The organism is Ancylomarina subtilis, from assembly GCF_004217115.1.
Taxonomy (GTDB): domain Bacteria; phylum Bacteroidota; class Bacteroidia; order Bacteroidales; family Marinifilaceae; genus Ancylomarina; species Ancylomarina subtilis.
Genome location: NZ_SHKN01000001.1, coordinates 1,892,630 through 1,916,545 on the forward strand (window position 1 = coordinate 1,892,630; position 23,916 = coordinate 1,916,545).

The 23,916-nt window shown below is 36.4% G+C and carries 24 protein-coding genes; 14 read left to right on the forward strand and 10 right to left on the reverse strand.

The annotated features are described in order from the left end of the window. Window positions 1–17: 17 nt before the first annotated feature. Window positions 18–473, reverse strand: coding sequence for an Lrp/AsnC ligand binding domain-containing protein (locus EV201_RS07620; protein WP_130307003.1), 456 nt, complete (start codon window positions 471–473; stop codon window positions 18–20). 204 nt (window positions 474–677) lie between these two features. Further along, window positions 678–1,967: a type IX secretion system plug protein gene (locus tag EV201_RS07625; protein ID WP_130307004.1), complete on the reverse strand. Its 1,290-nt coding sequence runs from the start codon at window positions 1,965–1,967 to the stop codon at window positions 678–680. 206 nt (window positions 1,968–2,173) lie between these two features. Here EV201_RS07625 and EV201_RS07630 point away from each other — a divergent pair, with 206 nt between their 5' ends. The 7 genes from EV201_RS07630 (at window position 2,174) to EV201_RS07660 (ending at window position 9,194) form a co-directional block, all read left to right on the forward strand. Next, complete coding sequence (locus EV201_RS07630; protein ID WP_130307005.1) at window positions 2,174–3,529, forward strand: Na(+)-translocating NADH-quinone reductase subunit A; 1,356 nt, start codon at window positions 2,174–2,176, stop codon at window positions 3,527–3,529. A 24-nt stretch (window positions 3,530–3,553) separates the two neighbouring features. After that, complete coding sequence (locus EV201_RS07635) at window positions 3,554–4,732, forward strand: NADH:ubiquinone reductase (Na(+)-transporting) subunit B (protein ID WP_130307006.1); 1,179 nt, start codon at window positions 3,554–3,556, stop codon at window positions 4,730–4,732. 19 nt (window positions 4,733–4,751) lie between these two features. Next, complete coding sequence (gene nqrC, locus EV201_RS07640; RefSeq protein ID WP_130307007.1) at window positions 4,752–5,456, forward strand: NADH:ubiquinone reductase (Na(+)-transporting) subunit C; 705 nt, start codon at window positions 4,752–4,754, stop codon at window positions 5,454–5,456. 7 nt (window positions 5,457–5,463) lie between these two features. After that, window positions 5,464–6,105, forward strand: coding sequence for an NADH:ubiquinone reductase (Na(+)-transporting) subunit D (locus EV201_RS07645; RefSeq protein ID WP_130307008.1), 642 nt, complete (start codon window positions 5,464–5,466; stop codon window positions 6,103–6,105). 20 nt (window positions 6,106–6,125) lie between these two features. Further along, a complete protein-coding gene (gene nqrE / locus EV201_RS07650; RefSeq protein WP_130307009.1) occupies window positions 6,126–6,743 on the forward strand; it encodes an NADH:ubiquinone reductase (Na(+)-transporting) subunit E in 618 nt (205 codons plus the stop codon). 52 nt (window positions 6,744–6,795) lie between these two features. Next, window positions 6,796–8,079 carry an NADH:ubiquinone reductase (Na(+)-transporting) subunit F gene (nqrF, locus tag EV201_RS07655; protein WP_130307010.1) on the forward strand — a complete coding sequence of 428 codons (1,284 nt, stop codon included), beginning with the start codon at window positions 6,796–6,798 and terminating at the stop codon, window positions 8,077–8,079. A gap of 110 nt (window positions 8,080–8,189) precedes the next feature. Next, window positions 8,190–9,194, forward strand: coding sequence for an FAD:protein FMN transferase (locus EV201_RS07660; protein WP_130307011.1), 1,005 nt, complete (start codon window positions 8,190–8,192; stop codon window positions 9,192–9,194). A 137-nt stretch (window positions 9,195–9,331) separates the two neighbouring features. On the opposite strand, the gene EV201_RS07665 is transcribed toward EV201_RS07660, so the two are convergent. Continuing rightward, window positions 9,332–9,577 carry a hypothetical protein gene (locus tag EV201_RS07665; RefSeq protein WP_130307012.1) on the reverse strand — a complete coding sequence of 82 codons (246 nt, stop codon included), beginning with the start codon at window positions 9,575–9,577 and terminating at the stop codon, window positions 9,332–9,334. A gap of 215 nt (window positions 9,578–9,792) precedes the next feature. Here EV201_RS07665 and EV201_RS07670 point away from each other — a divergent pair, with 215 nt between their 5' ends. The 3 genes from EV201_RS07670 to EV201_RS07680 all read left to right on the forward strand — a co-directional run bounded on the left by EV201_RS07670 (window position 9,793) and on the right by EV201_RS07680 (window position 13,602). After that, window positions 9,793–12,228, forward strand: coding sequence for an alpha-ketoacid dehydrogenase subunit alpha/beta (locus tag EV201_RS07670; RefSeq protein ID WP_130307013.1), 2,436 nt, complete (start codon window positions 9,793–9,795; stop codon window positions 12,226–12,228). Between the two features lie 171 nt (window positions 12,229–12,399). Next, entirely contained in the window at window positions 12,400–12,708 is a 309-nt protein-coding gene (locus EV201_RS07675) for an FtsB family cell division protein (protein WP_130307014.1), read from the forward strand. Between the two features lie 177 nt (window positions 12,709–12,885). Next, a complete protein-coding gene (locus EV201_RS07680) occupies window positions 12,886–13,602 on the forward strand; it encodes an energy transducer TonB (RefSeq protein WP_130307015.1) in 717 nt (238 codons plus the stop codon). Window positions 13,603–13,666: 64 nt separating this feature from the next. On the opposite strand, the gene EV201_RS07685 is transcribed toward EV201_RS07680, so the two are convergent. Together EV201_RS07685 and EV201_RS07690 are read right to left on the reverse strand one after the other, a co-directional pair. Beyond that, entirely contained in the window at window positions 13,667–14,935 is a 1,269-nt protein-coding gene (locus EV201_RS07685; protein ID WP_130307016.1) for a glycosyltransferase family 2 protein, read from the reverse strand. 132 nt (window positions 14,936–15,067) lie between these two features. Further along, a complete protein-coding gene (locus EV201_RS07690; protein ID WP_130307017.1) occupies window positions 15,068–15,643 on the reverse strand; it encodes an OmpH/Skp family outer membrane protein in 576 nt (191 codons plus the stop codon). Window positions 15,644–15,999: 356 nt separating this feature from the next. On the opposite strand from EV201_RS07690, the gene EV201_RS07695 reads away from it, so the two are divergent. Beyond that, window positions 16,000–16,908 carry a proline dehydrogenase family protein gene (locus tag EV201_RS07695; protein WP_130307018.1) on the forward strand — a complete coding sequence of 303 codons (909 nt, stop codon included), beginning with the start codon at window positions 16,000–16,002 and terminating at the stop codon, window positions 16,906–16,908. A 33-nt stretch (window positions 16,909–16,941) separates the two neighbouring features. Here the strand turns inward: EV201_RS07695 and EV201_RS07700 are convergent, their stop codons facing one another. From EV201_RS07700 to EV201_RS07715, 4 genes are all read right to left on the reverse strand, one after another. Continuing rightward, window positions 16,942–17,649, reverse strand: coding sequence for a carboxypeptidase-like regulatory domain-containing protein (locus EV201_RS07700; protein WP_130307019.1), 708 nt, complete (start codon window positions 17,647–17,649; stop codon window positions 16,942–16,944). Window positions 17,650–17,667: 18 nt separating this feature from the next. Continuing rightward, window positions 17,668–18,240: a nitroreductase family protein gene (locus tag EV201_RS07705; protein WP_130307020.1), complete on the reverse strand. Its 573-nt coding sequence runs from the start codon at window positions 18,238–18,240 to the stop codon at window positions 17,668–17,670. A gap of 284 nt (window positions 18,241–18,524) precedes the next feature. After that, the gene (locus tag EV201_RS07710; protein WP_130307021.1) at window positions 18,525–19,109 is read right to left on the reverse strand and encodes a superoxide dismutase; all 585 of its coding nucleotides are present in this window, start codon (window positions 19,107–19,109) and stop codon (window positions 18,525–18,527) included. A 118-nt stretch (window positions 19,110–19,227) separates the two neighbouring features. Further along, the gene (locus EV201_RS07715) at window positions 19,228–19,830 is read right to left on the reverse strand and encodes a superoxide dismutase (protein WP_130307022.1); all 603 of its coding nucleotides are present in this window, start codon (window positions 19,828–19,830) and stop codon (window positions 19,228–19,230) included. A 274-nt stretch (window positions 19,831–20,104) separates the two neighbouring features. On the opposite strand from EV201_RS07715, the gene EV201_RS07720 reads away from it, so the two are divergent. After that, window positions 20,105–21,406: an MATE family efflux transporter gene (locus EV201_RS07720; protein WP_130307023.1), complete on the forward strand. Its 1,302-nt coding sequence runs from the start codon at window positions 20,105–20,107 to the stop codon at window positions 21,404–21,406. Window positions 21,407–21,421: 15 nt separating this feature from the next. Here the strand turns inward: EV201_RS07720 and EV201_RS07725 are convergent, their stop codons facing one another. After that, window positions 21,422–22,123 (reverse strand): nucleoside phosphorylase-I family protein, encoded by a 702-nt coding sequence (locus tag EV201_RS07725; protein ID WP_130307024.1) that lies wholly within the window; start codon window positions 22,121–22,123, stop codon window positions 21,422–21,424. 158 nt (window positions 22,124–22,281) lie between these two features. Between EV201_RS07725 and folE the strand changes: the two genes are divergently transcribed. Together folE and fabD are read left to right on the forward strand one after the other, a co-directional pair. After that, the gene (gene folE, locus EV201_RS07730; RefSeq protein ID WP_129253074.1) at window positions 22,282–22,908 is read left to right on the forward strand and encodes a GTP cyclohydrolase I FolE; all 627 of its coding nucleotides are present in this window, start codon (window positions 22,282–22,284) and stop codon (window positions 22,906–22,908) included. Window positions 22,909–22,953: 45 nt separating this feature from the next. Next, window positions 22,954–23,844 (forward strand): ACP S-malonyltransferase, encoded by an 891-nt coding sequence (gene fabD, locus EV201_RS07735; RefSeq protein WP_130307025.1) that lies wholly within the window; start codon window positions 22,954–22,956, stop codon window positions 23,842–23,844. Window positions 23,845–23,916: the final 72 nt, after the last annotated feature.

A 23,916-nucleotide genomic window follows, 5' to 3' on the forward strand; every position in this document is an offset into this window, starting at 1 on the left:
ATTCAGTTTTTAATTAACTACAAACGAATCTCCCTGTCAATAATTTGATCCAACGAGATAAATGTTTCGGTCTTAGAAACCCCAGGAACATTCTGAAGGGTATTAATCAACACATCCATAAGGTGCTGGTTGTCGCGACAGAGCATTTTAACCAGAAATGTGAAATTACCCGTCGTAAAATGACATTCAATAATTTCAGGTATAGCTTCGATACGGCCAACGACTTGCTTATACTGATGAGCATGATCGAGAAAAATCCCGACATAAGCACAAACTTCATACCCTAAAGCCCTTGGTTTCACAATGAATCTCGATCCATCAATAATTCCAGCATCTTCGAGTTTTTTTACTCTCTGGTGAATCGCAGCACCGGAAATACCACACTCACGTGCAATCTCTAAAAAAGGAATGCGCGCATTCTTTATCAGATAGGATAATATTTTCTGATCAACATCATCAATTTGAACCTTCATTCTCTTTTGTTTTTATAGCACCAACTGACATTTACAGCCGTCAGTTGTTAATTACAATTCATTACTTTAAAAGCAAAAATAGTAATAATTCATAAGCCCAACTCACTCCGAATTTGATTTTATGAAATTTAGAACGAATACAGGGAAGGTTTAATCTCCTGAATACCAACTCTGATCAATATTAGGTTATGATTAAAACGAATTTTAGAAATTCTTAGTCGAGTTCAAGGTCTCATATCCAATTAAACGATCGTAATTTTTTGCAATATCATGATAATAGACATAGATCATGTAGTCATTTTCAGTCTGCCAATGACTCCCCTCGATATAGGACAGATCTGGTTGACTAGCCCCCTTTTCAAGTAATGCGTAGGCATAATTATAATAGCCCTGCTTCAAATAAATACTTTTCTGATATGCCCTCAAATCATAATCGTAAACCATCCTATTGTTCTCGTTGCATTCCCAATTATTAAAAGCACCATATACGTACATATCGCCATGTTTTAACTCATTTTTAAAAGGCAAAGTAAAAACAACACGTGCATAATCGGCTTCGGTACTCGGTTCTTTTCTCTCATCTACTGAAACAACAGAGATACCATTATTATCTCTCCGATATATATAAGGATCAAACTGGCGAAGTTTCCCAGGGCTCAAATTTACCACAGTTTCATTATCAATATTTTCAATAGATCGGATATAGATCGATTGATAACGAAAACTCTTTAAATCGAAATAATGGAACTCATTATTCCCGGGAAATACATAGGCCATATTATTATCAAACACCATTTCGTCCTTACGGATAAACACAGGCTGAACCTTCATTTGACTTCCATCCGATCGATCATTCTGCCTTAAAATAACCGTAAGATCAGACTGTGGATTATCAATCATGAAACCTGGATGCAGAATACTGAACAAGACTTCCTGATGGGTCTTTCTGAGATCCATACTTATAGGATGCTTTACCTTACCTTTTAACTCCACTTTAGAATCTAAAAGCATAAAGCGTTGCCGAAGAACAACATTCTCGGTATCAAAATCCTGATAGACTTCAAGAATATAATTTCCAGACAGTTTCAAATTCACATCGTCATTGGGAAGCTTAAGCGAATAATGCACGTAGTCAACATTGGTATTGAAAGAAAATTCATAAGTCTGAATCTGATTTTCAGAAAAGCCTTCTAAATAGTCAAACTCACTTAAACCCGATGATTTCCAATCAGCATCACAATGAATTATTCGATAGGAGTAATCTTGAATATCTCTACCAATTTCATCGAAGGAAAACTGAAGTTGATTTTCTCCTTTTAATTCAATAATAGGGGGTGACATTTCCCACCCCATAGGAAAACATTGAACAGTATGAATACTAACTTTCTTTATCTCATTCTTATAAATGCTGATTCCTTCGGAGCCAAAAGCGCTTAGACAATAAGAGATACAGAAGTATGATATAAAAAAGACCTTTGAGAGGAACCTAAACATTTGGATATCTATATATGAAGTTTATAAATTATAAGAATTACTACAAATATATAAAATTGCTTTATATCTTTGTTTTCGATTTCCCAAGGCATTCTATCTAGTTATTAAGAGCTTTTAAATAGCATTTAAATGCCGATTTCTTTATAGAAATATTGCCTTGGATTTAGTTAATTTTTAAACAAATTAATCATATCAAATAGTTTAACATGTCTGAAGTTAAAAAGATCAAAAAAGGCTTAGATATTAAGCTGATAGGAAAGGCTGACAAAGTACTTGAAAAGGCTGATCGTTCTGAGACATTTGCAATTAAACCTACCGATTTTCCTGGACTTACTCCAAAATTAAAAGTAAAGGTTGATGCTGAAGTTAAAGCAGGTTCTGCTTTATTCTTCGATAAGTATCGCCCTGAAATTAATTTTACCTCTCCGGTTAGTGGTAAGGTTGTTGCCGTGAATCGTGGCGAAAGAAGAAAAATTCTTGAAGTCATCATTCAGGCTGACAATGAATTGCAATACGAAGAATTCAAGAAAGCTAATCCTGCTGACTTATCTCGCGAAGAAGTTAAAGAGCAGTTGTTAAAATCAGGTTTATGGGCTTTCCTTCGTCAGCGTCCTTACGACGTTATCGCAAATCCAGCTGATGCACCCAAAGCGATTCACATATCTGCTTTTGATTCTGCACCGCTTGCTGCCGATTTCGATTATTTAGTTGAAGGTGAAGCTGAAGCTTTCCAAATGGGTCTTGATGCTTTAACGAAACTTACCGATGGAAAAGTTCACTTAAACATCAATGCACAGAAAACGCAGTCGAAGGTTTTCACTGAAGCAAAAAATGTTGTTATCAACAAATTCGCAGGTGTACACCCAGCGGGTAATGTTGGTGTTCAAATCCACAAACTGGATCCTATTAATAAAGGAGATGTTGTTTGGGTGATTCGTCCTCAGGAAATTCTTTTCATGGGTAGACTATTCCAAAAAGGGATTTATGATGTGAGCCGTAAAATCGCTCTTACAGGATCTGAAGTAAAAAAACCTTCATATTACGATACCATTCTTGGAGCTTCAGTTCGTAACATTCTTAAAGCTCAGCTTAAAGATGATGATAAAATCAGAGTCATCTCGGGTAATGTTCTGACAGGAACACAAATTCCTGAAGATGGCTTCTTAGGTTTCTATGATTCACAAATTACGGTTATTCCTGAAGGAGATGAGTACGAATTCTTAGGTTGGGCACTTCCAGGCTTGAAGAAATTCTCTATGTCGAAGACTTTCTTCTCATGGTTGACACCAAATAAGGAATACCGATTAGATGCAAACCTACATGGAGAGCACCGTGCTTTTGTAATGACAGGTGAGTACGACAAGGTATTACCTATGGATGTACTTCCTCAGCAATTGATCAAATCTATTATGGTTGAAGATATCGATCAAATGGAACAATTGGGTATTTACGAAGTAGCTCCAGAAGATCTTGCTTTGTGCGAATTTGTTTGTACATCAAAAATTAATGTACAGGATATCGTTCGTCAGGGAATTGATCTGATGATTAAAGAAATGAGCTAAGAATAAACGGTAAATTATTTTATAATGAAAGCATTAAGAAAATTTCTTGATAAAAAGAAACCCTTATTTCAAAAGGGTGGGAAGTTTGCAAAGTTGCAATCCTCTTTCGAGGCTTTTGAAACTTTCCTATACGTCCCTAATACAACATCACATACCGGAACACACATTAAAGATGCTATTGATTTAAAGCGTACCATGTCTGTTGTTGTATTGGCTTTAATTCCAGCTTTATTGTTTGGAATATATAACACCGGTTACCAGCATTTCCTTTCTCTTGGCCAGTCTGCTGAGTTTATGGATATCTGCATTTACGGTTTAATTAAAATCCTACCTATTATCGTTGTTTCATACGTAGTTGGTTTGGGTATTGAATTTGCCTTTGCACAGATGCGTGGTCACCAGGTAAACGAAGGCTTCCTTGTTTCAGGGATGCTTATTCCTCTAATCATGCCGGTTGGCGCACCTCTATGGATGGTTGCTGTTTCTACTGCATTTGCTGTAGTCATTGGTAAAGAGGTTTTTGGTGGTACTGGAATGAATATTTGGAATCCAGCTCTTGTAGCTCGTGCCTTCTTCTTCTTCGCCTATCCATCAAAAATGTCGGGTGATGTGGTTTGGATTGCTGAAAAGGCAGACAGTTTCTCTGGAGCGACTCCTTTAGCCCATGCTGCAACTCTAGTTGATGCAACGGGTAATACAGCAACTTCAATCTACACAGATCACCTTTCTAACGTTTGGGATATGTTTGTTGGTTTAATCCCTGGATCAATTGGTGAAACATCAACTATCGCCATTCTAATTGGAGCTATTATTCTAATCGCTTCAGGAATTGGAAGCTGGAAAATTATGGCATCTGTTTTTGTTGGTGGTTATACCATGGGAGCAATTTTCAATCTTGTAGGCGCCAATGCCTATATGGAGTTAATTCCAGCATGGCAACACTTAATTATGGGTGGTTTTGCATTTGGAGCTGTCTTTATGGCTACCGATCCAGTATCAGCTGCTCAAACTGCTCGCGGAAAAATCATCTACGGTTTCCTTATTGGTTTCCTAGCTGTGTTGATTCGTGTGTTGAACGCAGGTTTCCCAGAAGCTATGATGCTAGCAATTCTATTGATGAATACCTTTGCTCCTCTTATCGATCATTATGTGGTTCAGGGTAATATCAAGAGAAGATTGAAACGTGTTAAGGTAAATGCTTAATTAAAAAAACGTTTAGAAAATGAATACTCAAAGCAATACATATACATTTCTTTATGCTGCCATCATGGTAGTGATTGTTGCGGCAGTACTTTCTTTCACATCATTGTCATTGAAAGGACGTCAAAACATGAATAAAGAAATTGAGAAAAAGCAAAACATTCTTAAGGCTGTGAATGTTGCTTCGACTCCTGCAAATGCGGTTGAGCTTTTCGACAAATACATTGTTGAAGCCATTATCGTAAACTCAGAAGGCGAAGTAAAATCAAATGATAAAGCTGAGACTTTTAAAGTTGATTTGAAAAATGAAAATAAGAAAGAACTTTCACAAAGAAATCTTCCTGTTTTTATTTTCAACGATACTAAAGTTGGTGAAAAACTAATTATTCCTGTTCGAGGAAAAGGAATGTGGGGACCAATCTGGGGATTTATCTCAATGGAACCCGATCGTAAAACCATTTACGGTGCCACCTTTGATCACCAAGGAGAAACGCCTGGTTTGGGTGCTGAAATCTCTAAAGCAGATTTCCAAAAGCCATTCACCGGGAAACAAATCTTTGATGATTCCAATGTTTTCACATCTCTAAAATTGGAAAAAGGAACAGCTTCTAATAATCCGCATGCATTCGATGCTGTATCTGGAGGTACTGTTACTTCAAAAGGTTTAGAAGCCATGCTTCAGGATAACCTTAGCAGTTATGAAAAGTTTTTAAAATCTTCAAAATAAGATAAAGATGAGCGATAAAGAACCATTATTCTCAGCTAAGAATCGAAAATTGCTGACCAACCCCTTGGGTAGCGATAACCCGATTACCATTCAGGTATTGGGTATCTGTTCGGCCTTGGCGGTAACTGCAAAATTAGAACCAGCAGTGGTAATGACCATTTCAGTTATGGCTGTATTGGCACTTGCTAATGTTATAGTTTCATTACTTAGAAACACGATTCCATCACGTATCCGTATCATTGTTCAACTTGTTATTGTTGCAGCATTGGTAATCCTTGTAGACCAAATTCTAAAAGCTTATGCTTACGATGTAAGTAAACAACTTTCAGTATTTGTGGGTCTGATTATCACAAACTGTATCATTATGGGACGTCTTGAGGCTTTTGCTTTAGGTAACCGTCCTTGGCCTGCTTTTCTTGATGGTATCGGGAATGCTGCCGGATACGGTATTATTCTTGTGATTGTAGCTTTCTTTCGTGAATTATTAGGATCAGGAAGTCTTTACGGTTTCCAGGTGATTCCTCAATCATTTTACGATATGGGATACCAAAACAACGGTTTAATGATATTACCTCCAATGGCATTGGTGACTGTAGGTATCATTATCTGGGTACAAAGATCTCGTAACAAAGCTCTAATTGAGTCCTAATTTTAAAGAAAAATCGAAACATGGAAAATCTGATTAATATATTTATCAAGTCGATTTTTATCGACAACATGGTGTTCGCATTCTTCTTTGGAATGTGTTCGTACCTTGCAGTTTCTAAAACTGTTAAAACTTCTATGGGACTAGGTTTAGCCGTAGTTTTTGTATTAGGAATTACAGTTCCAATGAACTACATGCTAAACAAATATATTTTGTCCGAAGGTGCTTTAACATGGATTTCTGATTCGATGAAAGATGTCGACTTAAGTTTCTTAAGTTTCATCATGTTTATCGCAGTAATTGCATCAATGGTACAATTGGTCGAAATGATTGTTGAGAAATTTGCTCCGGCACTTTACTCATCTCTAGGTATTTTCTTGCCACTTATTGCTGTAAACTGTGCAATTTTGGGTGGTTCTCTATTCATGCAGGAAAGAGACTATTCAACTTTAGCTGAAGCCACTTCGTTTGGTCTTGGATCAGGTATTGGTTGGTTACTTGCTATCGTAGGAATTGCAGCTATTCGTGAAAAAATCCGTTACTCTAACATCCCAGCTCCTCTTAGAGGTCTTGGAATTACATTTATTGTAACAGGATTAATGGGAATTGCTTTTATGAGCTTTATGGGTATTAAACTCTAAGCTGATAATAAAACAGTAAAATTTAGTTTAAAAAAAATTAATCGAACTAGAGATGATATTATTAACAACACAGGGAGCTGTTACAGGCACAAGTGATTCAGTTGTTATCGGAATTAGTATAGCAATTTTCTTACTTGTAATCCTGGTCCTAGTTTCTATCCTTTTATTTGCAAAGAAGAAACTAACTCCATCAGGGGAAGTAACGATTGATATTAATGATGGCGATCAAAAATTAGTTGTTGAGCCAGGAAACACCCTATTAGGCACATTAGGTGCAGCAAAAATCTTCTTACCATCAGCTTGTGGTGGTGGTGGAACATGTGCAATGTGTAAATGTCAGGTGCACGATGGTGCTGGAAGTATTCTTCCTACTGAAACGGGCTATTTTACTCGTAAAGAAGCTCAAAACAACTGGCGTTTGGCTTGTCAGGTAAAAGTAAAAGAAGACATGACCATGTCTATTCCTCAAGAAATTCTGGGAATTAAGAAATGGGAATGTGAAGTGGTTTCAAACAATAACGTAGCAACCTTTATTAAGGAGTTCGTTGTTAAGTTACCAGAAGGTGAAATCCTTGATTTCAAATCAGGTGGATATATTCAAATTGATGTACCTAAAATCGATGTTGATTTTAAGGACATGGATATTGAAGAACAATACCGTGGAGAATGGGAACAATTTAAGATGTTTGATCTTAAGATGAAAAATCCTGAGCCAACTTATCGTGCCTATTCAATGGCTAACCACCCTGCCGAGGGAAATATTGTAATGCTTAATATTCGTATTGCAACCCCTCCTTTCGATAGAGTTAGTGGTGGTTGGATGAATGTAAACCCAGGTATCTGTTCATCATTTATCTTCTCGCGTAAGCCAGGTGATAAGGTGACTGTTTCAGGTCCTTACGGAGAATTCTTCATCAAGGAGACGAATAATGAAATGATGTTTATTGGTGGTGGTGCTGGTATGGCTCCAATGCGTTCTCATATCTTCCACTTATTCCACACTGTGAAAACAGGTCGTAAGGCTACTTTCTGGTATGGAGCACGTTCGTTGAAAGAAGTTTTCTATGCAGAGCAATTTGATGCGATCGCAGCTGATTTCCCTAACTTCGAATGGCACTTAGCTCTTTCAGAGCCTCAGCCAGAAGATAATTGGGAAGGACCAACTGGATTTATCCATCAGGTGATCTACGATAACTACTTGTCTAAACATGACGAGCCAGAAGATGTAGAATACTACCTATGTGGACCTCCAATGATGAACTCTGCAGTAACAAACATGCTGTATGAATTAGGAGTACCAGACGAAATGGTTGAATTTGACGATTTCGGTTCATAAATCTTTTAAGCCTCGGATCTTCCGAGGCTTTTTTTATACATTCCTGCGAACAATATTTTTTACCTTTACAGCTTATTCATTTATCGATTATATTTTGAGCTTAAATCATCATGATTAAAAAAATTCAATTACTGGTTCTGGCAGCTCTCCTAATGTTTGCTTGTCAACCATCAAAAAAAGACTACCAGTTTAACGAAGGTTATATTTGGGGTACGATCTATCATATCATTTACGACAATCCTAAGGGCAATGATTTGCATGAAGAAATTAAGGTGAAAATGAATGAATTTGATCATTCCCTATCAACCTATAAACCTAATTCTATCATATCAAGAGTCAACAATAACGACACAACTGTAATTCTTGATCACTATTTTGAAACCGTTTTTAAACGTAGTCTGGAAATTTCTAAAATTACGAACGGAGCTTTTGATATGACAGTAGCCCCTTTGGTTAATGCCTGGGGATTTGGTTTTAAAAACAAACTGGAACCCGAGGATATTCCTGTTGACAGTCTTTTGCAAATTGTGGGATACAATAAAGTTAGTTTGCAGAATCATAAAGTTATCAAATCCGATCTCAGAATCATGTTTGACCCAAGTGCCATTGCTAAAGGCTACGGTGTTGATGTGGTTGCTGATTTTCTTGAAAGCAAAGGAATTTCAAATTACATGGTTGAAATCGGTGGTGAAATCAGAGTAAAAGGCGTGAGTGATAAAAATCGAAAATGGCGAGTTGGAATTGATAGACCCATTGACGATCCTAGCTTGCAAAAAAGAGAAATACAAGATGTGCTTAGTATGGAAGATGGCGCTATGGCAACTTCAGGAAATTATCGTCAATTCTACATCAAAGATGGTAAAAAATACGCCCATACCATCGATCCCAAGCTGGGTTATCCAGTTCAACACAGCCTCCTGTCTGCTTCAGTAATCGCGCCTGACTGTATGACAGCCGATGCCTATGCCACAGCCTTCATGGTTTTAGGTTTGGAAAAAAGTAAGGCCATCGTTGAGCAAGATCCAAATCTGGAAGCCTACTTTATTTACGCAGATGAAGAGGGAAAATACCAAACTTATTCCAGTGAAAAACTAAAGACTTTGATTATCCAGTAGAGATCATCGATTCTCTCGACGAGGTAAATAACAAATCCCCTATCAAATAAAATTGATAGGGGATTTTGTCTGTCTTTCAAACTGAAAACAGTAAATTAAATTTTCATAAGATAAAATAACTTATAAGCTTAAATAAATTATAATTGACCTAACTCCTTCTCTAAAATCGTCTCTTTACTGTACTGCCCTTTTTTATATGCTTTAGCTTGTTCAAGTTTATCTTGCGAAGTGGCACAACTAACACCTTCCTTCTTTAAAAATTCAGTTTTACCAATATGCGTTTCCGGGAATTGCCCATTTTTCTTGACAAGAATGGAAATCGCAAAACCAATAAATCCTATTCCTAAAATAACAACGCTAATTAAAATGAGTTTCAAAATCATGACTCTAAATGTTTATATTTTAGGCAAAAATACCATTTCCCTTAGATAATTCAAATTATTAAAGACTAAGAGGTCCTAAATAGTATAAAAATTCCTTCTTATTTAGAATAAATCTCCCTAAATTTGTATGGCTTAACAAAATGAGAGATAAAACTCTAGGCTTGCATGCAAACGTTTACAGTTTTTATCTCTATTAATCATTATTAGTTGTAAGTATGTCAGAAATATATAAGGATAATATTAAAACAGAAATTTCATTTGAGGACTTTAAAAAAGAAGTACTTGAAGATTTTCGAATTGCAAACATAAGTCGTCAACTCAGTTTATTAGGACGAAAAGAAGTACTCACAGGAAAAGCGAAGTTTGGAATCTTTGGCGATGGTAAGGAAGTTGCTCAGATTGCCATGGCAAAAAGCTTTAAAAATGGTGATTGGCGATCAGGCTATTACCGAGATCAGACTTTTATGCTGGCTACCGGCATGCTAACTCCAGAAGAGTTTTTTGCACAGCTTTATGGAGAAACTCAACTCGATAAAAATCCGGGGAATGGCGGAAGATTGATGAATAACCACTATGCATCAAGAAGTTTAAATGCAGATGGTACTTGGAAGAATTTAACAGAGCAAAAAAATTCATCTGCCGATATTTCACCTACTGCTGGACAAATGCCACGGCTTTTAGGTTTGGCATATGCATCAAAGATATTTAGAGAGAATAAAGATTTACACCCATATACTGAATTTTCAAACCAGGGCAACGAAGTTGCCTTTGGTACTATTGGCGACTCGAGCACATCTGAAGGGCATTTTTGGGAGACTATAAATGCAGCTGGCGTTCTAAAAGTCCCCATGGCAATGAGTGTTTGGGATGATGCCTGGGGCATATCAGTTCCCAATAAATATCAAACAACAAAATCGAATATATCAGAAGTCTTAAAAGGATTTGAGATTGATGAAAATGGCGATGGCTATCATATTTACAAAGCTAAAGGTTGGGATTATCCCGAACTTTGCAAAATGTATGAAGAAGGTGTTGCTAAATGTCGTAAAGATCATATCCCTACTCTATTCCACGTGGTAGAAATGACGCAACCACAGGGGCATTCAACTTCAGGCTCTCACGAAAGATATAAAACTGAAGAACGCCTGAATTGGGAAAAAGAATATGATCCTATTAAAAAGATGCGTGAATGGATGCTTGACATGGAGCTTGCTACCGAGGAGCAATTAGCTTCCGTTGAAGCAGAAAGTATCGACGAAGTCAAAAAGGCTAAAACACAGGCATGGAAAACATTCATTGAGCCTATTAAAAGAGAACGTGATGAATTAGTTAAATTGGTTAAAGCTTCAGCATGCAATTGCAAGAAACAAGAACGAATTGATGCAATTATTAATGACCTAAAGAAAATTATTCATCCTATCAGGAAAGATAATGTCAGTTCAGCTAAGAAGATTCTACGTCACATTTGCAGCTCTTGTTCAACTTTCAAACCTTTAAAATCGAAACTTCAAACTTGGTTGAAAAATACCATTGATGAAAATTACGAACGATACAGTTCTCATTTATACAGCGAAACCAATCAGCAAATATCTCAAATTCCCGCAGTAAAACCAGTTTATACAGACGCTTCGAAAACTGTGAACGGACGTGAGATTCTTCGTGACAATTTTGATCAACTTTTCAACAAGTATCCCTTATTACTAACCTTTGGTGAAGACACAGGCTTTATTGGTGGTGTAAATCAAAGTTTAGAGGGAATGCAAGAAAAATATGGCAAATTAAGAGTTAGCGATACCGGAATTCGTGAAGCAACCATCCTAGGCCAGGGGATTGGTCTGGCAATGCGTGGCCTTCGTCCAATTGCTGAAATTCAATATTTCGATTATCTCTTGTATGCCTTGCAAACGATGAGTGACGATTTAGCAACCCTACAGTACAGAACCAAGGGAGGACAGAAAGCTCCCGTCATTATTCGTACTCGTGGACACCGTCTTGAGGGGATTTGGCATTCGGGTTCACCGCTAAGTATGGTCATAAACTCAATTCGAGGTATACATGTTTGTGTCCCACGAAATATGACTAAGGCTGCAGGCATGTACAACACGCTAATGGAAGCTGATGAGCCTGCTTTGGTAATTGAACCTCTGAATGGCTACCGACTTAAGGAGAAAATGCCGGATAATCTTGGAGAATTCAAAACACCTCTTGGAATGCCGGAGGTTTTGGTAGAAGGGACCGACATTACACTGGTAACTTACGGATCTTGTGTTAAAATTGCTGAAGAGGCTGTTAAGCAACTTAAAGAGTTTAATATCTCTGTTGAACTTATCGATGTACAGACCCTATTACCATTCGATGTCAATCATATGATCGTAGAATCGGTGAAGAAAACCAACAGAGTCATTTTCTTCGATGAAGATGTACCGGGTGGCGCCACTGCATATATGATGCAGAAAGTTGTCGAAGATCAAAAGGCATATTTTCATTTAGATTCTGAACCTCGAACTATTACAGCAAAAGATCACCGTCCTGCCTATGGTACTGATGGCGATTATTTTTCAAATCCCAATGCTGAAGATGTGTTTGAGATTATTTATGATATCATAAGAGAAAGCGAACCTGATAAATTCCCCCCTATCTATAAGATTTAATCAATTGGTCAGGATAATTATAGAGGACGTTGTTTTTTTAATATTCAACGTCCTTTCTTTTTTCAAAATTCATTCTGAATCTTATAAATCAGACAAAAACGCCAACAAAATCTTAACAAAACAATATTTTCACTAATTTTAGCCAGTCGAACCACAGAACGAAATCTCAATATGGATAAATCGAAAATCAAATCAATTCTAATTAAGACTTTCAGTAACAAATTTGTCATTAGTTTCCTGATCTTCTTCTTTTGGATATTCTTTTTCGATCAACATTCCATTTGGGAACGCAAAGAATATAAAAGTAAGATAGAAGCTCTAAGCAAAGAAAAAGATTACTACCTATACCAGATCAAAAAAGATAAAAACAGAATTCATGAGCTAAAAACAAACCGTGAGAATTTAGAGAAATTTGCTCGGGAACAATATCTTATGAAGAAAAAAGATGAAGATATTTTCATTATAATTGAAAAGGAATAGTAAAAGCTATTCCTTTTTTTTGTATTTTACAGTATCATCAATAAATGCAAAACTCTAGCCGCAACTAAACTTATAACTTATCGTATAATTAGATAAGCGTTCTTTATGTACTGACCAACATTTAAAAATGAAGCGATTTATTTGAGATTATTCTATTAAACTTAAAAAATCCTAGCCATGTTACCTAAAAAGAAAAAGAGTGCCGATCTTGAAAATAAAAAAAGCTTATTCTTTGAAATTGGGCTAGCTCTAGCCCTTTTAATGGTATTTATTGCATTTAATTGGCGAGTTCAAATTCACGAAACCGAAGAAATTCACTCCGCACAGGAACTCACTGAATTGGAAGAAATTGTTCCAATCACCCGACAAGAACCCGAAACTCCAAAAATAAAACCTCCTGTAAAAATCAAACTTCAGGATGTCATCACCATTGTTGAAAATGACTCAAAAGAAGAGGCTAATATTGAGATTATTGAAGAAGATATTAGTCAGGAAACTGAAATTGAAACTCAACCCAAGGAGGTCACTTATGAAGATGAAGATGTTGATGAGACAGCAATTTTTGTTGTTGTTGAAGAAATGCCAATTTTTCGACCAGATATTTGCAAAACAATGACAGAAGGGAATATCGAACTTAATAAATACATCCAAAAAAGTATTCGGTATCCTGTAATAGCTCAAGAAAATGGAATTACAGGACGTGTTTTTGTAAGGTTCGTAGTAGGACGCGATGGTAGGGTGAAAAATGTCGAAGTTCTTAGGGGTGTTGATCCTTCACTCGACCAGGAGGCGATTAGGGTTATTAAAAATTTACCCCCTTTTTCCCCAGGGAAACAAAGAGGTGTCCCTGTTCAGGTAACCTACTCAACTTCAATCAATTTTGTTCTCCAATAATTTGAATTCAACAAACGAGCAGAAACAAAAAAGCATGGATGAAAATCCATGCTTCATATATTGTTTAATGCGTCTTTTCGTATTCTCTGTAAATTTCAAGTAATTCTTTTGCCGAATAAACTCCTTTGGTCGTAATACCCAAATCCTTGAGTAATAATTTGGCACTCACAATAACACTCTCCTCTTCCATAAACTGTTCATGAACATTGTTCAGGTATTTTAGAACTTTAAAAGCATTGAAAGCACCAAAAAATTTCTTTCGAAACGTATCTATTGAAGCACAATTGTTATTGATCTCGTCAAGTGCTTCGAAAAAATTATCCTCCTTCAAATAGCTTCTTACCGGACCAGGTAATTCAACGATCAATTTATTGATAAAAGTATCATAATCGACTCCAAAGAAATCATCAACCCGATCAAAGAATACTTTTAAATCCTTAAAGGCTGCATAATTGTAGTTCTTATAGTTGCTGATTCCTTCATTTACAAATGTAGACATCGCCTTTCCAGTTCCAAAAGGAACACGATCTGATGTACGAGGCGATGGAATGACCCGAGTATGCTTAATTTCATAAAACTTACCCAAAGCAATGATCTTTTGAAGAAAATAAAAATCTTCACCAGCCTGTCGGCGATTCATTCCCCCTTGTTTGATATAGGCATCTGCCGTTACAGCAAAACTCGATCCGACCGTATGAAAGGCATGTGGATGCCCGGCGAATCGCATAGCCAGCATATAATAGCGTAAATACAATTCGTACTGAGCAATCGAATTATAAATGAGTTCATCAAATTCATCCCCCTCAAGTGGATGTTCATAAAATAGATTAGCCCCATTGGCCTTAGGGTACTTTTTAAATAGTTTCTCTATCTCAGTAAAATAGTTGGTATCACAAGACGAATCTGCGTCATAACCCGTAATAATACCATGAGAATGACCAATTTTATTAAAACGACTTACAGCCTCATCCATGGCGATTTTTCGCGCCAGGCCAACTCCTGCGGATTTTTTTGGCAAATTGGGTTGATGGATCAGATAGAACTGCAGTTTTTCATCTTTATGCTGAGAAATCCACTCCTGAGCATCAGCTATGGTTTTTGCATTCTGTTTTAAAACTTCTTCAGACGCTTCTTCACCGGAATTGACAATAACAATAACTTCAACATTAAAACTTGGACGATCACAAAGCCACAAAGCCTTTAAACTTGAAACCAAATCGGGTTCATCAAAACAAGGAATTGTAACAACGAGCCCTAAATTCTCCGGTACATCAGTATTTATATAATCCGGAAAAACTTGCTGTTTTTTTAGGTATTTATCTGCGAAACTCATTAATCAACTTTGTAGGTTTTAAACTGCGATTGCTTCAGGATAACAGGATTTAAAAATCATTATCAGGCACAAAGATAAAAAAAGGGCAGAAAGCTATCAGCCTCTGCCCCTTTATTCAATATTTTTTTAATCTTACTTCTTATATCTGGCATTCAAACCGTCAATAATATCTTTAGTAATATCTAAACCTTTAGCAGAATGAAGTACAGTTCCACCTTTTGTAGTGCTAATAATTAAACTGTACTTATGCTTTGCATTATACAATTCTAAATAGTTTGTAACACTATCAAATAAACGCTTTGAATTCTCGTTTTGCTCTGCCATCAACTCAGAACTTAACTTTCTGTCAAGCTGATCTAAATTTTGCTTTTTTTCCATTAACTCTCTCTGTGCCTTCTCTGCGCGCTCACGGTTTAAGAATCCTTTGTTTTGAAGTTTACGCTGGAATTCTACAGCCTCTTTTTCTAATTTTTGAGCTTTAAAATTAAAATCAGTTCTAGAATCTTCTTGTTTCTTAAGGAATTTTTCATTCAAATCCACTGAGAAATTGTAGCTTGACAATAATGAATCTGTATTTACATACACGACAGCACCTTCACCAGCAATGGTTTTAACTTCAGCTTTATTCCCACCTGAGAAATGTAAAAAGAATAAGATTCCAACAGCAACAATTAAAATTGCATTAAGAACAATGGATAAATTTTTCATGTTTTTCTAGTTTGATTTTAAATAGCCATCCCTGTCAGAAATAAATTCCAATCAGGAAAATGTCCGGGAATATCACCCCAAACGAATCGTAGCGTATATTAATTGATTTTAGGTACTAATTTATTCAATACACAGATTAAAACTGTGAATCTGCCTCATTTTAACTAAAGCCTAGCAAATATAAGTTTTAAATGATAATGGAAAAATTTCTGAGTTAAAATTTTCTAATGATAGAAGAAATAACATGAAATTCAAAATCGATCAAATTTACTGATAAAGGTCATTCTTTTTAATTTACATGATGTCTACATTTAGCCAACAATAAACCCAAAATTAACCCATAAAAACCACTAGAGATGATTAATAAAATGATAGCAGCAACCCTGCCTTACATGCCAAAAAAATTAGTTTGGTTATTTTCCAAAAGATATATTGCAGGAGAAACCATCGAAGATGCAATAAAAGCGTCACAGGAACTAAATGCTCAAGGGATTAAGGTTACAGTAGATCTATTAGGTGAGTTCATTAAAGATTTGAGTCAGGCAACTGAAAACAAAGATGCCTATCTTAATATTATTGAAGCTTTCGAAAAAAATAAAATTGATGGGAATTACTCTGTAAAACCGACTTTCTTCGGTTTGCTTATCGATCCTGAAGTCTGTTATCAAAACATCAGAACTGTGGTTGCTAAAGCCGCTGAATACAATAATTTCGTACGAATCGATATGGAGGATTCTCCTTGTGTCGATGAGGAAATTAAAATGTTCAGACGATTGAAAAAAGAATTCCCAAAGAATGTTGGACTTGTTGTGCAAGCCTATCTAAAGCGTACCCTTCCTGATTTGGAAAACATGATGGATATGCAAAACGGAACAGGGCTTAACTACCGACTGTGTAAAGGGATTTATGTAGAGCCTGCTGAGATAGCATACAAGAAATATGAAGAAATCAACGAGAACTATATTAAGGATTTGGATTTCATGCTTAAGAATGAAATTTATCCTGGTATTGCTACTCATGATAAAAACTTGATTCAACCAGCTTACGACTTAATCAAAAAATACAATGTCCCTAAGGATAAATATGAGTTCCAGATGCTTTATGGTGTCACACCGGAATTAAGACAATCCATCATTGATGAAGGGCATACCATGAGAGTGTATGTGCCATTCGGAAAAGATTGGTTTGGCTATTCGACTCGCAGACTTAAAGAAAATCCTAAAATGGCAATGCTGATAATAAAAGCACTTTTCAGTAGAGGTTAAGACAAAAAAAGCGGTGATAAATCACCGCTTTTTTTATTCCTTTTTTACACCATATCGATACATCTGCTGAAGAATTTTCACCTCATCATCTGTAACAATTGCATCTGATATTTTCATTTTTCGCTTTCGTTTCAGCCTCTTCAACTCAGGTAAAGTGCGGGTCGTACTCACCCCAGCTGTCATCTCAGTAGGAATCATAGTTTTGTTTTCAATGGCACTCACATGATTCTTAATAAGCATATCGGTATTGGCTTTGGCATCCATTTTATCCGGCCTTTGTGTTAAGGCCTCATAGGTCGCCGAATTGACATTATTTTTGGCTCTGACATACTCCGGCGTATTGACTTTAGCATTCATGAAAGCTTCTTTGAAATCACCAAAGCGAGGTAAAATCAAAACTTCCTGAAGCGCGATTGTATCTTTAGTAAGAAATACACCAAACAAATAATCATCCTGTTGTAAAGTGTCACTCACAATCACCTGAACACCATGGTAACCAACAAATGAATATTGAATGGTATCCCCGGAGTTTACCCAGAAAGAAAATCTTCCATATTCATTAGTCGTACCTCCACGCTCCTTGTTCACTCTAAAATGTGCATAAGGTAAACCTTTCAAATCCGCTTGATCCATGACGGCTCCGGTAAAAAATATCGAATCAAGATTGTATCTCTGAGCCTTGGAATCTTTAGAAAAAAAGAAAGCCAGGATCAAAACTGTGCAACAAATTAATTTTCTCATAATATATCGTATTTCAGTCTATAATTCATCAATAACAATATCGTCAAGACGACGCTTAGGAACATGATGCACCCCTTTTTCGTCTCTCCAATATTTAATATCATCATCTTTCATTTCATCCAAAACCACCTGTTCTTTGGGTTTTCCAAGAGCAACCACCTGAATCATCGAATAATCCTCAGATATATTTAATAATTCTCTCAAATTCTTTTCTTTAAATGCTCTCAAGATACAGCCCCCAAAACCGTCTTCGACTGCACCTAATAGCAAATTTTGTACCGCTATGCCATCATCACAAAAATAATTTTTACTCAAGCGTTCATCATTCAACATGATGACATAAGCTGCAGGTTGCTCACCTTCAACAGGTCCAGCCCAATCGCTCAAATAGCCAGCCCATGCCAAATTTTCAAACACCTGCTTACACAAGTCAGGGTCAGCTATGGTAAGGTACTTTAAACTCTGTGCATTTCGCCCGGAAGCTCCAAGTCGAGCCAAATCAATCCACTCTCTCAATTGCGCTTTACTGATTGTTTCGTTTTGATAAAAACGACGATAACTTCTATTCTTTAATACTAATTCCTTTAACATTCGAATTCTATCTATTATACGTTTGCCTATGAAGATATGATACAATTACATTCAAAAAATGAAATCGTCCATCTATTTACTCATGTTCTTTTTAAGGTAAGGATAATCTTACTTTTCATCAAGAGAGTAATGCTATTTAAAATGAAAACTCATTCTGGAAAACAAAATCAATCTCTAAAAATTACGATAGAACTAATTAACTAAAAAATATAATAGGAAGTACTAATCTAAAATAAAAAAAGCTGCTACATAAGTAACAGCCTATTTAAACATATAAAATAGCATTATAAATTCTCGAAACGCGTTTCTATTAATTCCCAATTAATCAGTTCCCAGAAATTTTCAATATACTTTGGCCTTGCATTTTGAGTATCTAAATAATAGGCATGCTCCCAGACGTCAAGAGTCATAATTGGTACCAAATCGTCGCATAGAGGATTAGCAGCATTGGCTGTTTGCACGATTCGCAGTTTATTCTTTTTATCAGCAACCAACCACACCCAGCCAGAACCAAAGAGCGTTGCCCCCGCCTTTGAAAACTCGGCTTTAAAATTTTCAAACGAACCAAAGGTATAAACTAAAGCATCATACAATTTACCTCGAGGTTTTCCTCCACCACGTGGTTTAAAAGCCATAAAATAAAACGTGTGGTTATAAACTTGAGCCGCATTATTAAAAATGCCTCCATCCGATTTCGTAATTATATCAACGAGATCAGCATCTTCGAATGAAGTGCCCTCAATCAAGTTATTTAAATTATTCACATAGGCTTGATGGTGTTTTCCGTAATGAAATTCAAGAGTCCGTTCGGAGATAAAAGGCTCTAATGCATCTAATGCATAAGGTAATTTAGGAAGTTCATGTTTCATAATTTTGTTTATTTGATTCACTCTAATTTCGCCAAAAAGATCGAATCAGCAAAAAAAAAGATCGACCTCCGAATAAATCCGAAAGTCGATCCCAAAATCAAAAAAACAATAAACAAAACTAATCCTGAAAGCGCTTGAACGCTTCCTCCCAATTAACAACTTCAAAAAATTCTGAAATGTAATCGGGCCTTCTATTTTGAAACTTCAAATAGTAAGCATGTTCCCAAACGTCCAATGCTAAAATTGGCGTTCCTTTTACTTCTGCATCATCCATCAATGGATTATCCTGATTGGGTGTAGAGCAAATTTTCAAACTACCGTCCGATAGTTTTACCAACCATGCCCAACCCGAACCAAAACGTGTTGCAGCTGCTTTAGAAAATTCATCTTTAAACTGTTCAAAACTGCCAAAGTTATCTTCTATAGCTTTTAATAATATCCCTGAGGGTTTTCCACCTCCGTTAGGTGACATCAATTTCCAAAACAAATCGTGATTATAATAACCACCTCCGTTATTTCTAACAGCTGCAGTGTGCTTTGAGACACTCGCAAGAATTTCCCCGATACATTTTCCATCGAGATCAGTACCGTTAAGTGCTGCGTTTAAATTATTCGTATAACCAGCGTGATGCTTTGAATGGTGAATCTCCATAGTTCTTGCATCAATATGTGGCTCTAAAGCATCATATGCATATGGTAATTTAGGTAATTCAAAACTCATATATAACCGTTTTAATCCGTTAAATTAAACTATTAAAAACACTATCTTTATTTAATCTTGTTTTCAATAACAAATCTATACTATAATTAAAACTCTTCCAAATATTTTAAGACTTATTTGTCTTTTATTTAAAAAATTCTTTAACTCAAAACCTTCAAACTTTTTTTATCCTTTTTATTAGAAGAAACTTAAGCTAAATTTCAGCATCTAAACACTTATTTCTTCATGACAATTCTGTAATTTCGTGCCCAATTAAATATTGAAAAACAGACAAGTGAATAAGAAAATATTAGATATCGCACTTCCTAATATCATTAGTAACATCACCATTCCTCTTTTGGGAATCGTCGATTTGGCCCTGATGGGACACTTGGGCGAAGTCGATTTTATAGGAGGAATAGCTCTGGGTGGAACAATTTTCAATTTTCTATACTGGGGTTTCGCCTTCCTTCGGATGGGAACCAGCGGCATTACAGCTCAGGCTTATGGTGCACGCAACCTGAACGAAAGTATCCTTTCACTGGGAAGAGCATTGCTTGTTGCTGCTGCCGGAAGTATTCTCATATTGTTGCTTCAAAAACCTATCGCCTTATTAAGTTTCAATTATATCGACTCCGAAGCTTCTGTTGAAAACATAGCCCTTTCCTATTATAATATTCGGATTTGGGCAGCTCCTGCAACCATCTCCTTATACGCCCTAACGGGGTGGTTTATTGGCATGCAGAACTCCAAAATTCCGATGACAATAGCCATTATCTGTAATATAATCAACATCAGTCTATCCGCTTTTTTTGTATATGGCTTGAATCTTGATGCAAGAGGTGTGGCTCTGGGAACTGTGATTGCCCAATATTGTGGCCTTATTTTGGCATCCTATTTTATATGGAAATACTACCGAAGACTATTTAAGTACTGGACAAATAAAGGTCTATTGAAAATAGCTGAACTGAAACACTTTGTGTTGATAAATAAAGACATCTTTATTCGTACACTCTGTATCATTTTTGTATTTACTTTTTTCACTACAGAATCGGCAAGTAGCAATAAAACCATACTCGCGGTAAATTCTCTTTTGTTACAGTTTCTCTTTATCTTCTCTTATCTGATGGATGGTTTTGCTTATGCAGCGGAAGCGCTTGTAGGCCGGTTTGTTGGAGCACAAAACCGCAAAAACCTAATTACGACTATTCGGTACTTATTTATTTGGGGAACAGGAATAAGTCTTGTATTTACATTCATTTATGCCTTGGGTGGGAACTGGATTCTCAGCATGCTTACCAATAACTCAGAAACCATTCATGCAGCAAGTCCCTATCTGAAGTGGCTAATTCTACTTCCTATTTTAAGTTTTGCATCATTCCTCTACGACGGAATTTATATTGGTGCCACGGCCTCGGTGTATATGCGAAAAACCATGATGGCTGCGACACTCCTTGTTTTCATCCCCGTTTATTTCGGCTTGAAAGATATTCTTTTAAATCATGGTCTATGGATTGCCATGTTATCTTTCATGCTATCGAGAGGCTTGTTCCAGGCTTTTTATTTTAAGAAAGCCATCCTGATAAAATTTAAATAAACGCCATTGTTTCACTTAGCTTTTTAATAATTGAAACTGATACAATTTCACCAACAAATCTTCCAGGACTTCGGTGATAGTATTAATTTCCTGATCATCTATACTTAGGTTGTCAGTCGCATTTTCGAGTTTCCCGGCTACATACGAAAGTTGAATCAAATCGGTATTCGATTCCAAACAAGCATACAGAACAGCAGCTCCATCTGAACTGATCACCTCAGGGTAATTTTTGATGTAAATCTCACCAATTTGAAACAGATTGGCAGGAATGGTATTGCACGTCATCCCGCTAACTTTTCGGAATGAGGTCAGAATTTCAGAATAATCCGAGGAATTCTCAAGAATTCCATGATTAAACGGATGCTCACTCTTCGAAATCAAATCAATATCAAAAAATGATTGAAAGCCGGAATCAATAGAGAAGCCCATATCACCAAAATAATCATCGATAACATTCACTAAGCTCCCAACCTCAGATTTATCATTTAAAGAAAATGACCGCCCAATATGAATAACCAAATCGTAGTTTTTACGCTGGATAGCTTTATTCAACCAATGGCTAACAATACTGCCGCCATAGCCCGATATTAAAATATCAAATTCATTTTCAGCCAATTGAAAACGGGCATAGTTTTTCCCATAATTATCAATCAATTGAAGTTGACTAATGAATTTTTGTAAGGAGATAAAAGTGGGACTGACAATTAAAATATCCATAGATGCAAGTACTTAGCAAAAACAAAGCTGACCTAAATTTGCTCAATCGACAAAAAATATACTTAAATTTGCAAGCTTAAGCTATAAATTGATACCTCGAATTGAAAAGGGAATCAATTGATTTTATCTAACGACTGTATTTAAACACAAATTATAAGATGGAATTTTCAATTAACGGAACAGAAAATAAAGGTTTCACAAAAATAGAAAAATTCAACCAGGAAACGACTGAGGAACTCATGTTTCACTACAAAAAAGTATTGGAACTACTGGGCGAAGATGTGGAGCGAGAGGGACTTGAAAAAACCCCGTTAAGAGTCGCTAAAGCGATGCAATTTCTAACTCAGGGTTACCATGTTAAACCTGAAGAAATTTTACAATCGGCAATGTTTAAAGAAGATTATCGCCAAATGGTAATCGTTAAGGATATTGAAGTTTATTCGATGTGTGAACATCATATGCTCCCTTTTGTAGGTCGTGCGCATGTTGCTTACATTCCTGATGGCACCATTACCGGACTAAGTAAGATTGCTCGTGTGGTAGATGCCTTTGCACGTCGTTTACAAGTGCAGGAAAGACTAACAACTCAAATTAAAGATTGTATTCAGGATACGCTTAAACCTCTTGGTGTGGCTGTCGTTATTGAAGCACAGCACATGTGTATGTCGATGCGTGGAGTTCAAAAACAAAATGCAATTACAACGACTTCTGATTTTACCGGAGCTTTCGAAAAAGTCGCTACACGCGAAGAATTCATTCGACTGATCTCTGCAAAAACTATATAAATTACTAATTAACGGTTGATAACTATCAATCACTAATTGAAAGCTATGAAAGCATATGTATTCCCTGGGCAAGGAGCCCAATTTGTTGGTATGGGTAAGGACCTGTACGAAAACTCTGAGCTAGGTAAAGAATTATTTGATAAAGCCAACGAAATTCTTGGTTTCAATATTACTGAGCTGATGTTCAATGGTACCGATGAAGATTTAAGACAAACTAAGGTTACACAGCCTGCTATCTTTCTTCACTCAGTTATTTTAGCTAAAACTTTAGGTGACGATTTCAAACCTGAAATGGTTGCAGGTCACTCTTTAGGTGAATTCTCAGCATTGGTCGCCAATGGTGCTCTTTCTTTCGAAGATGGATTAAGATTGGTTTCTCAACGTGCTATGGCTATGCAAAAAGCTTGCGAAGTTGAGCCTTCAACAATGGCTGCTATCATCGGTCTTGACGACGATACTGTAGAAAGAATCTGTGCTGAAATCGAAGAAATTGTTGTTCCTGCAAACTTCAATTGCCCTGGTCAATTGGTAATTTCTGGTAGCATGAAAGGTATCGAAATTGCATGTGAGAAATTAAAAGAAGCGGGTGCTAAGCGTGCTTTGCCTCTAAAGGTTGGTGGTGCATTCCATTCTCCACTGATGGAGCCTGCACGTGTTGAGCTTGAAGAAGCAATCAAAAACACAACTTTCTCGACTCCAACTTGCCCAGTTTACCAAAACGTAAACGCCAAGCCTGTTAGTGATCCTGAAGAGATCAAGAAGAATCTTGTGGCACAATTAACAGCTCCTGTTCGCTTTACTCAAACAATGGTTAACATGATTGCTGATGGTGCTAGCTCATTCACTGAAGTTGGTCCTGGTAAGGTTATCCAAGGTTTAGTTAAGAAAGTAGACCGTAAAATGGAAACAGCTGGTGTCGATTCATACCAAGCATAAGCCCAAATAAATACTGATCTTAATGATCAGAAAACAAAAAGAGATCTCGATTAATCGAGATCTCTTTTTTAT

Excerpts from the sequence above, each read along its gene's own strand:
- EV201_RS07620 (WP_130307003.1), bottom strand. The coding sequence starts at position 473 with ATGAAGGTTCAAATTGATGATGTTGATCAGAAAATATTATCCTATCTG.
- EV201_RS07625 (WP_130307004.1), bottom strand. The coding sequence starts at position 1,967 with ATGTTTAGGTTCCTCTCAAAGGTCTTTTTTATATCATACTTCTGTATC.
- EV201_RS07630 (WP_130307005.1), top strand. The coding sequence starts at position 2,174 with ATGTCTGAAGTTAAAAAGATCAAAAAAGGCTTAGATATTAAGCTGATA.
- EV201_RS07635 (WP_130307006.1), top strand. The coding sequence starts at position 3,554 with ATGAAAGCATTAAGAAAATTTCTTGATAAAAAGAAACCCTTATTTCAA.
- nqrC (WP_130307007.1), top strand. The coding sequence starts at position 4,752 with ATGAATACTCAAAGCAATACATATACATTTCTTTATGCTGCCATCATG.
- EV201_RS07645 (WP_130307008.1), top strand. The coding sequence starts at position 5,464 with ATGAGCGATAAAGAACCATTATTCTCAGCTAAGAATCGAAAATTGCTG.
- nqrE (WP_130307009.1), top strand. The coding sequence starts at position 6,126 with ATGGAAAATCTGATTAATATATTTATCAAGTCGATTTTTATCGACAAC.
- nqrF (WP_130307010.1), top strand. The coding sequence starts at position 6,796 with ATGATATTATTAACAACACAGGGAGCTGTTACAGGCACAAGTGATTCA.
- EV201_RS07660 (WP_130307011.1), top strand. The coding sequence starts at position 8,190 with ATGATTAAAAAAATTCAATTACTGGTTCTGGCAGCTCTCCTAATGTTT.
- EV201_RS07665 (WP_130307012.1), bottom strand. The coding sequence starts at position 9,577 with ATGATTTTGAAACTCATTTTAATTAGCGTTGTTATTTTAGGAATAGGA.
- EV201_RS07670 (WP_130307013.1), top strand. The coding sequence starts at position 9,793 with ATGTCAGAAATATATAAGGATAATATTAAAACAGAAATTTCATTTGAG.
- EV201_RS07675 (WP_130307014.1), top strand. The coding sequence starts at position 12,400 with ATGGATAAATCGAAAATCAAATCAATTCTAATTAAGACTTTCAGTAAC.
- EV201_RS07680 (WP_130307015.1), top strand. The coding sequence starts at position 12,886 with ATGTTACCTAAAAAGAAAAAGAGTGCCGATCTTGAAAATAAAAAAAGC.
- EV201_RS07685 (WP_130307016.1), bottom strand. The coding sequence starts at position 14,935 with ATGAGTTTCGCAGATAAATACCTAAAAAAACAGCAAGTTTTTCCGGAT.
- EV201_RS07690 (WP_130307017.1), bottom strand. The coding sequence starts at position 15,643 with ATGAAAAATTTATCCATTGTTCTTAATGCAATTTTAATTGTTGCTGTT.
- EV201_RS07695 (WP_130307018.1), top strand. The coding sequence starts at position 16,000 with ATGATTAATAAAATGATAGCAGCAACCCTGCCTTACATGCCAAAAAAA.
- EV201_RS07700 (WP_130307019.1), bottom strand. The coding sequence starts at position 17,649 with ATGAGAAAATTAATTTGTTGCACAGTTTTGATCCTGGCTTTCTTTTTT.
- EV201_RS07705 (WP_130307020.1), bottom strand. The coding sequence starts at position 18,240 with ATGTTAAAGGAATTAGTATTAAAGAATAGAAGTTATCGTCGTTTTTAT.
- EV201_RS07710 (WP_130307021.1), bottom strand. The coding sequence starts at position 19,109 with ATGAAACATGAACTTCCTAAATTACCTTATGCATTAGATGCATTAGAG.
- EV201_RS07715 (WP_130307022.1), bottom strand. The coding sequence starts at position 19,830 with ATGAGTTTTGAATTACCTAAATTACCATATGCATATGATGCTTTAGAG.
- EV201_RS07725 (WP_130307024.1), bottom strand. The coding sequence starts at position 22,123 with ATGGATATTTTAATTGTCAGTCCCACTTTTATCTCCTTACAAAAATTC.
- folE (WP_129253074.1), top strand. The coding sequence starts at position 22,282 with ATGGAATTTTCAATTAACGGAACAGAAAATAAAGGTTTCACAAAAATA.
- fabD (WP_130307025.1), top strand. The coding sequence starts at position 22,954 with ATGAAAGCATATGTATTCCCTGGGCAAGGAGCCCAATTTGTTGGTATG.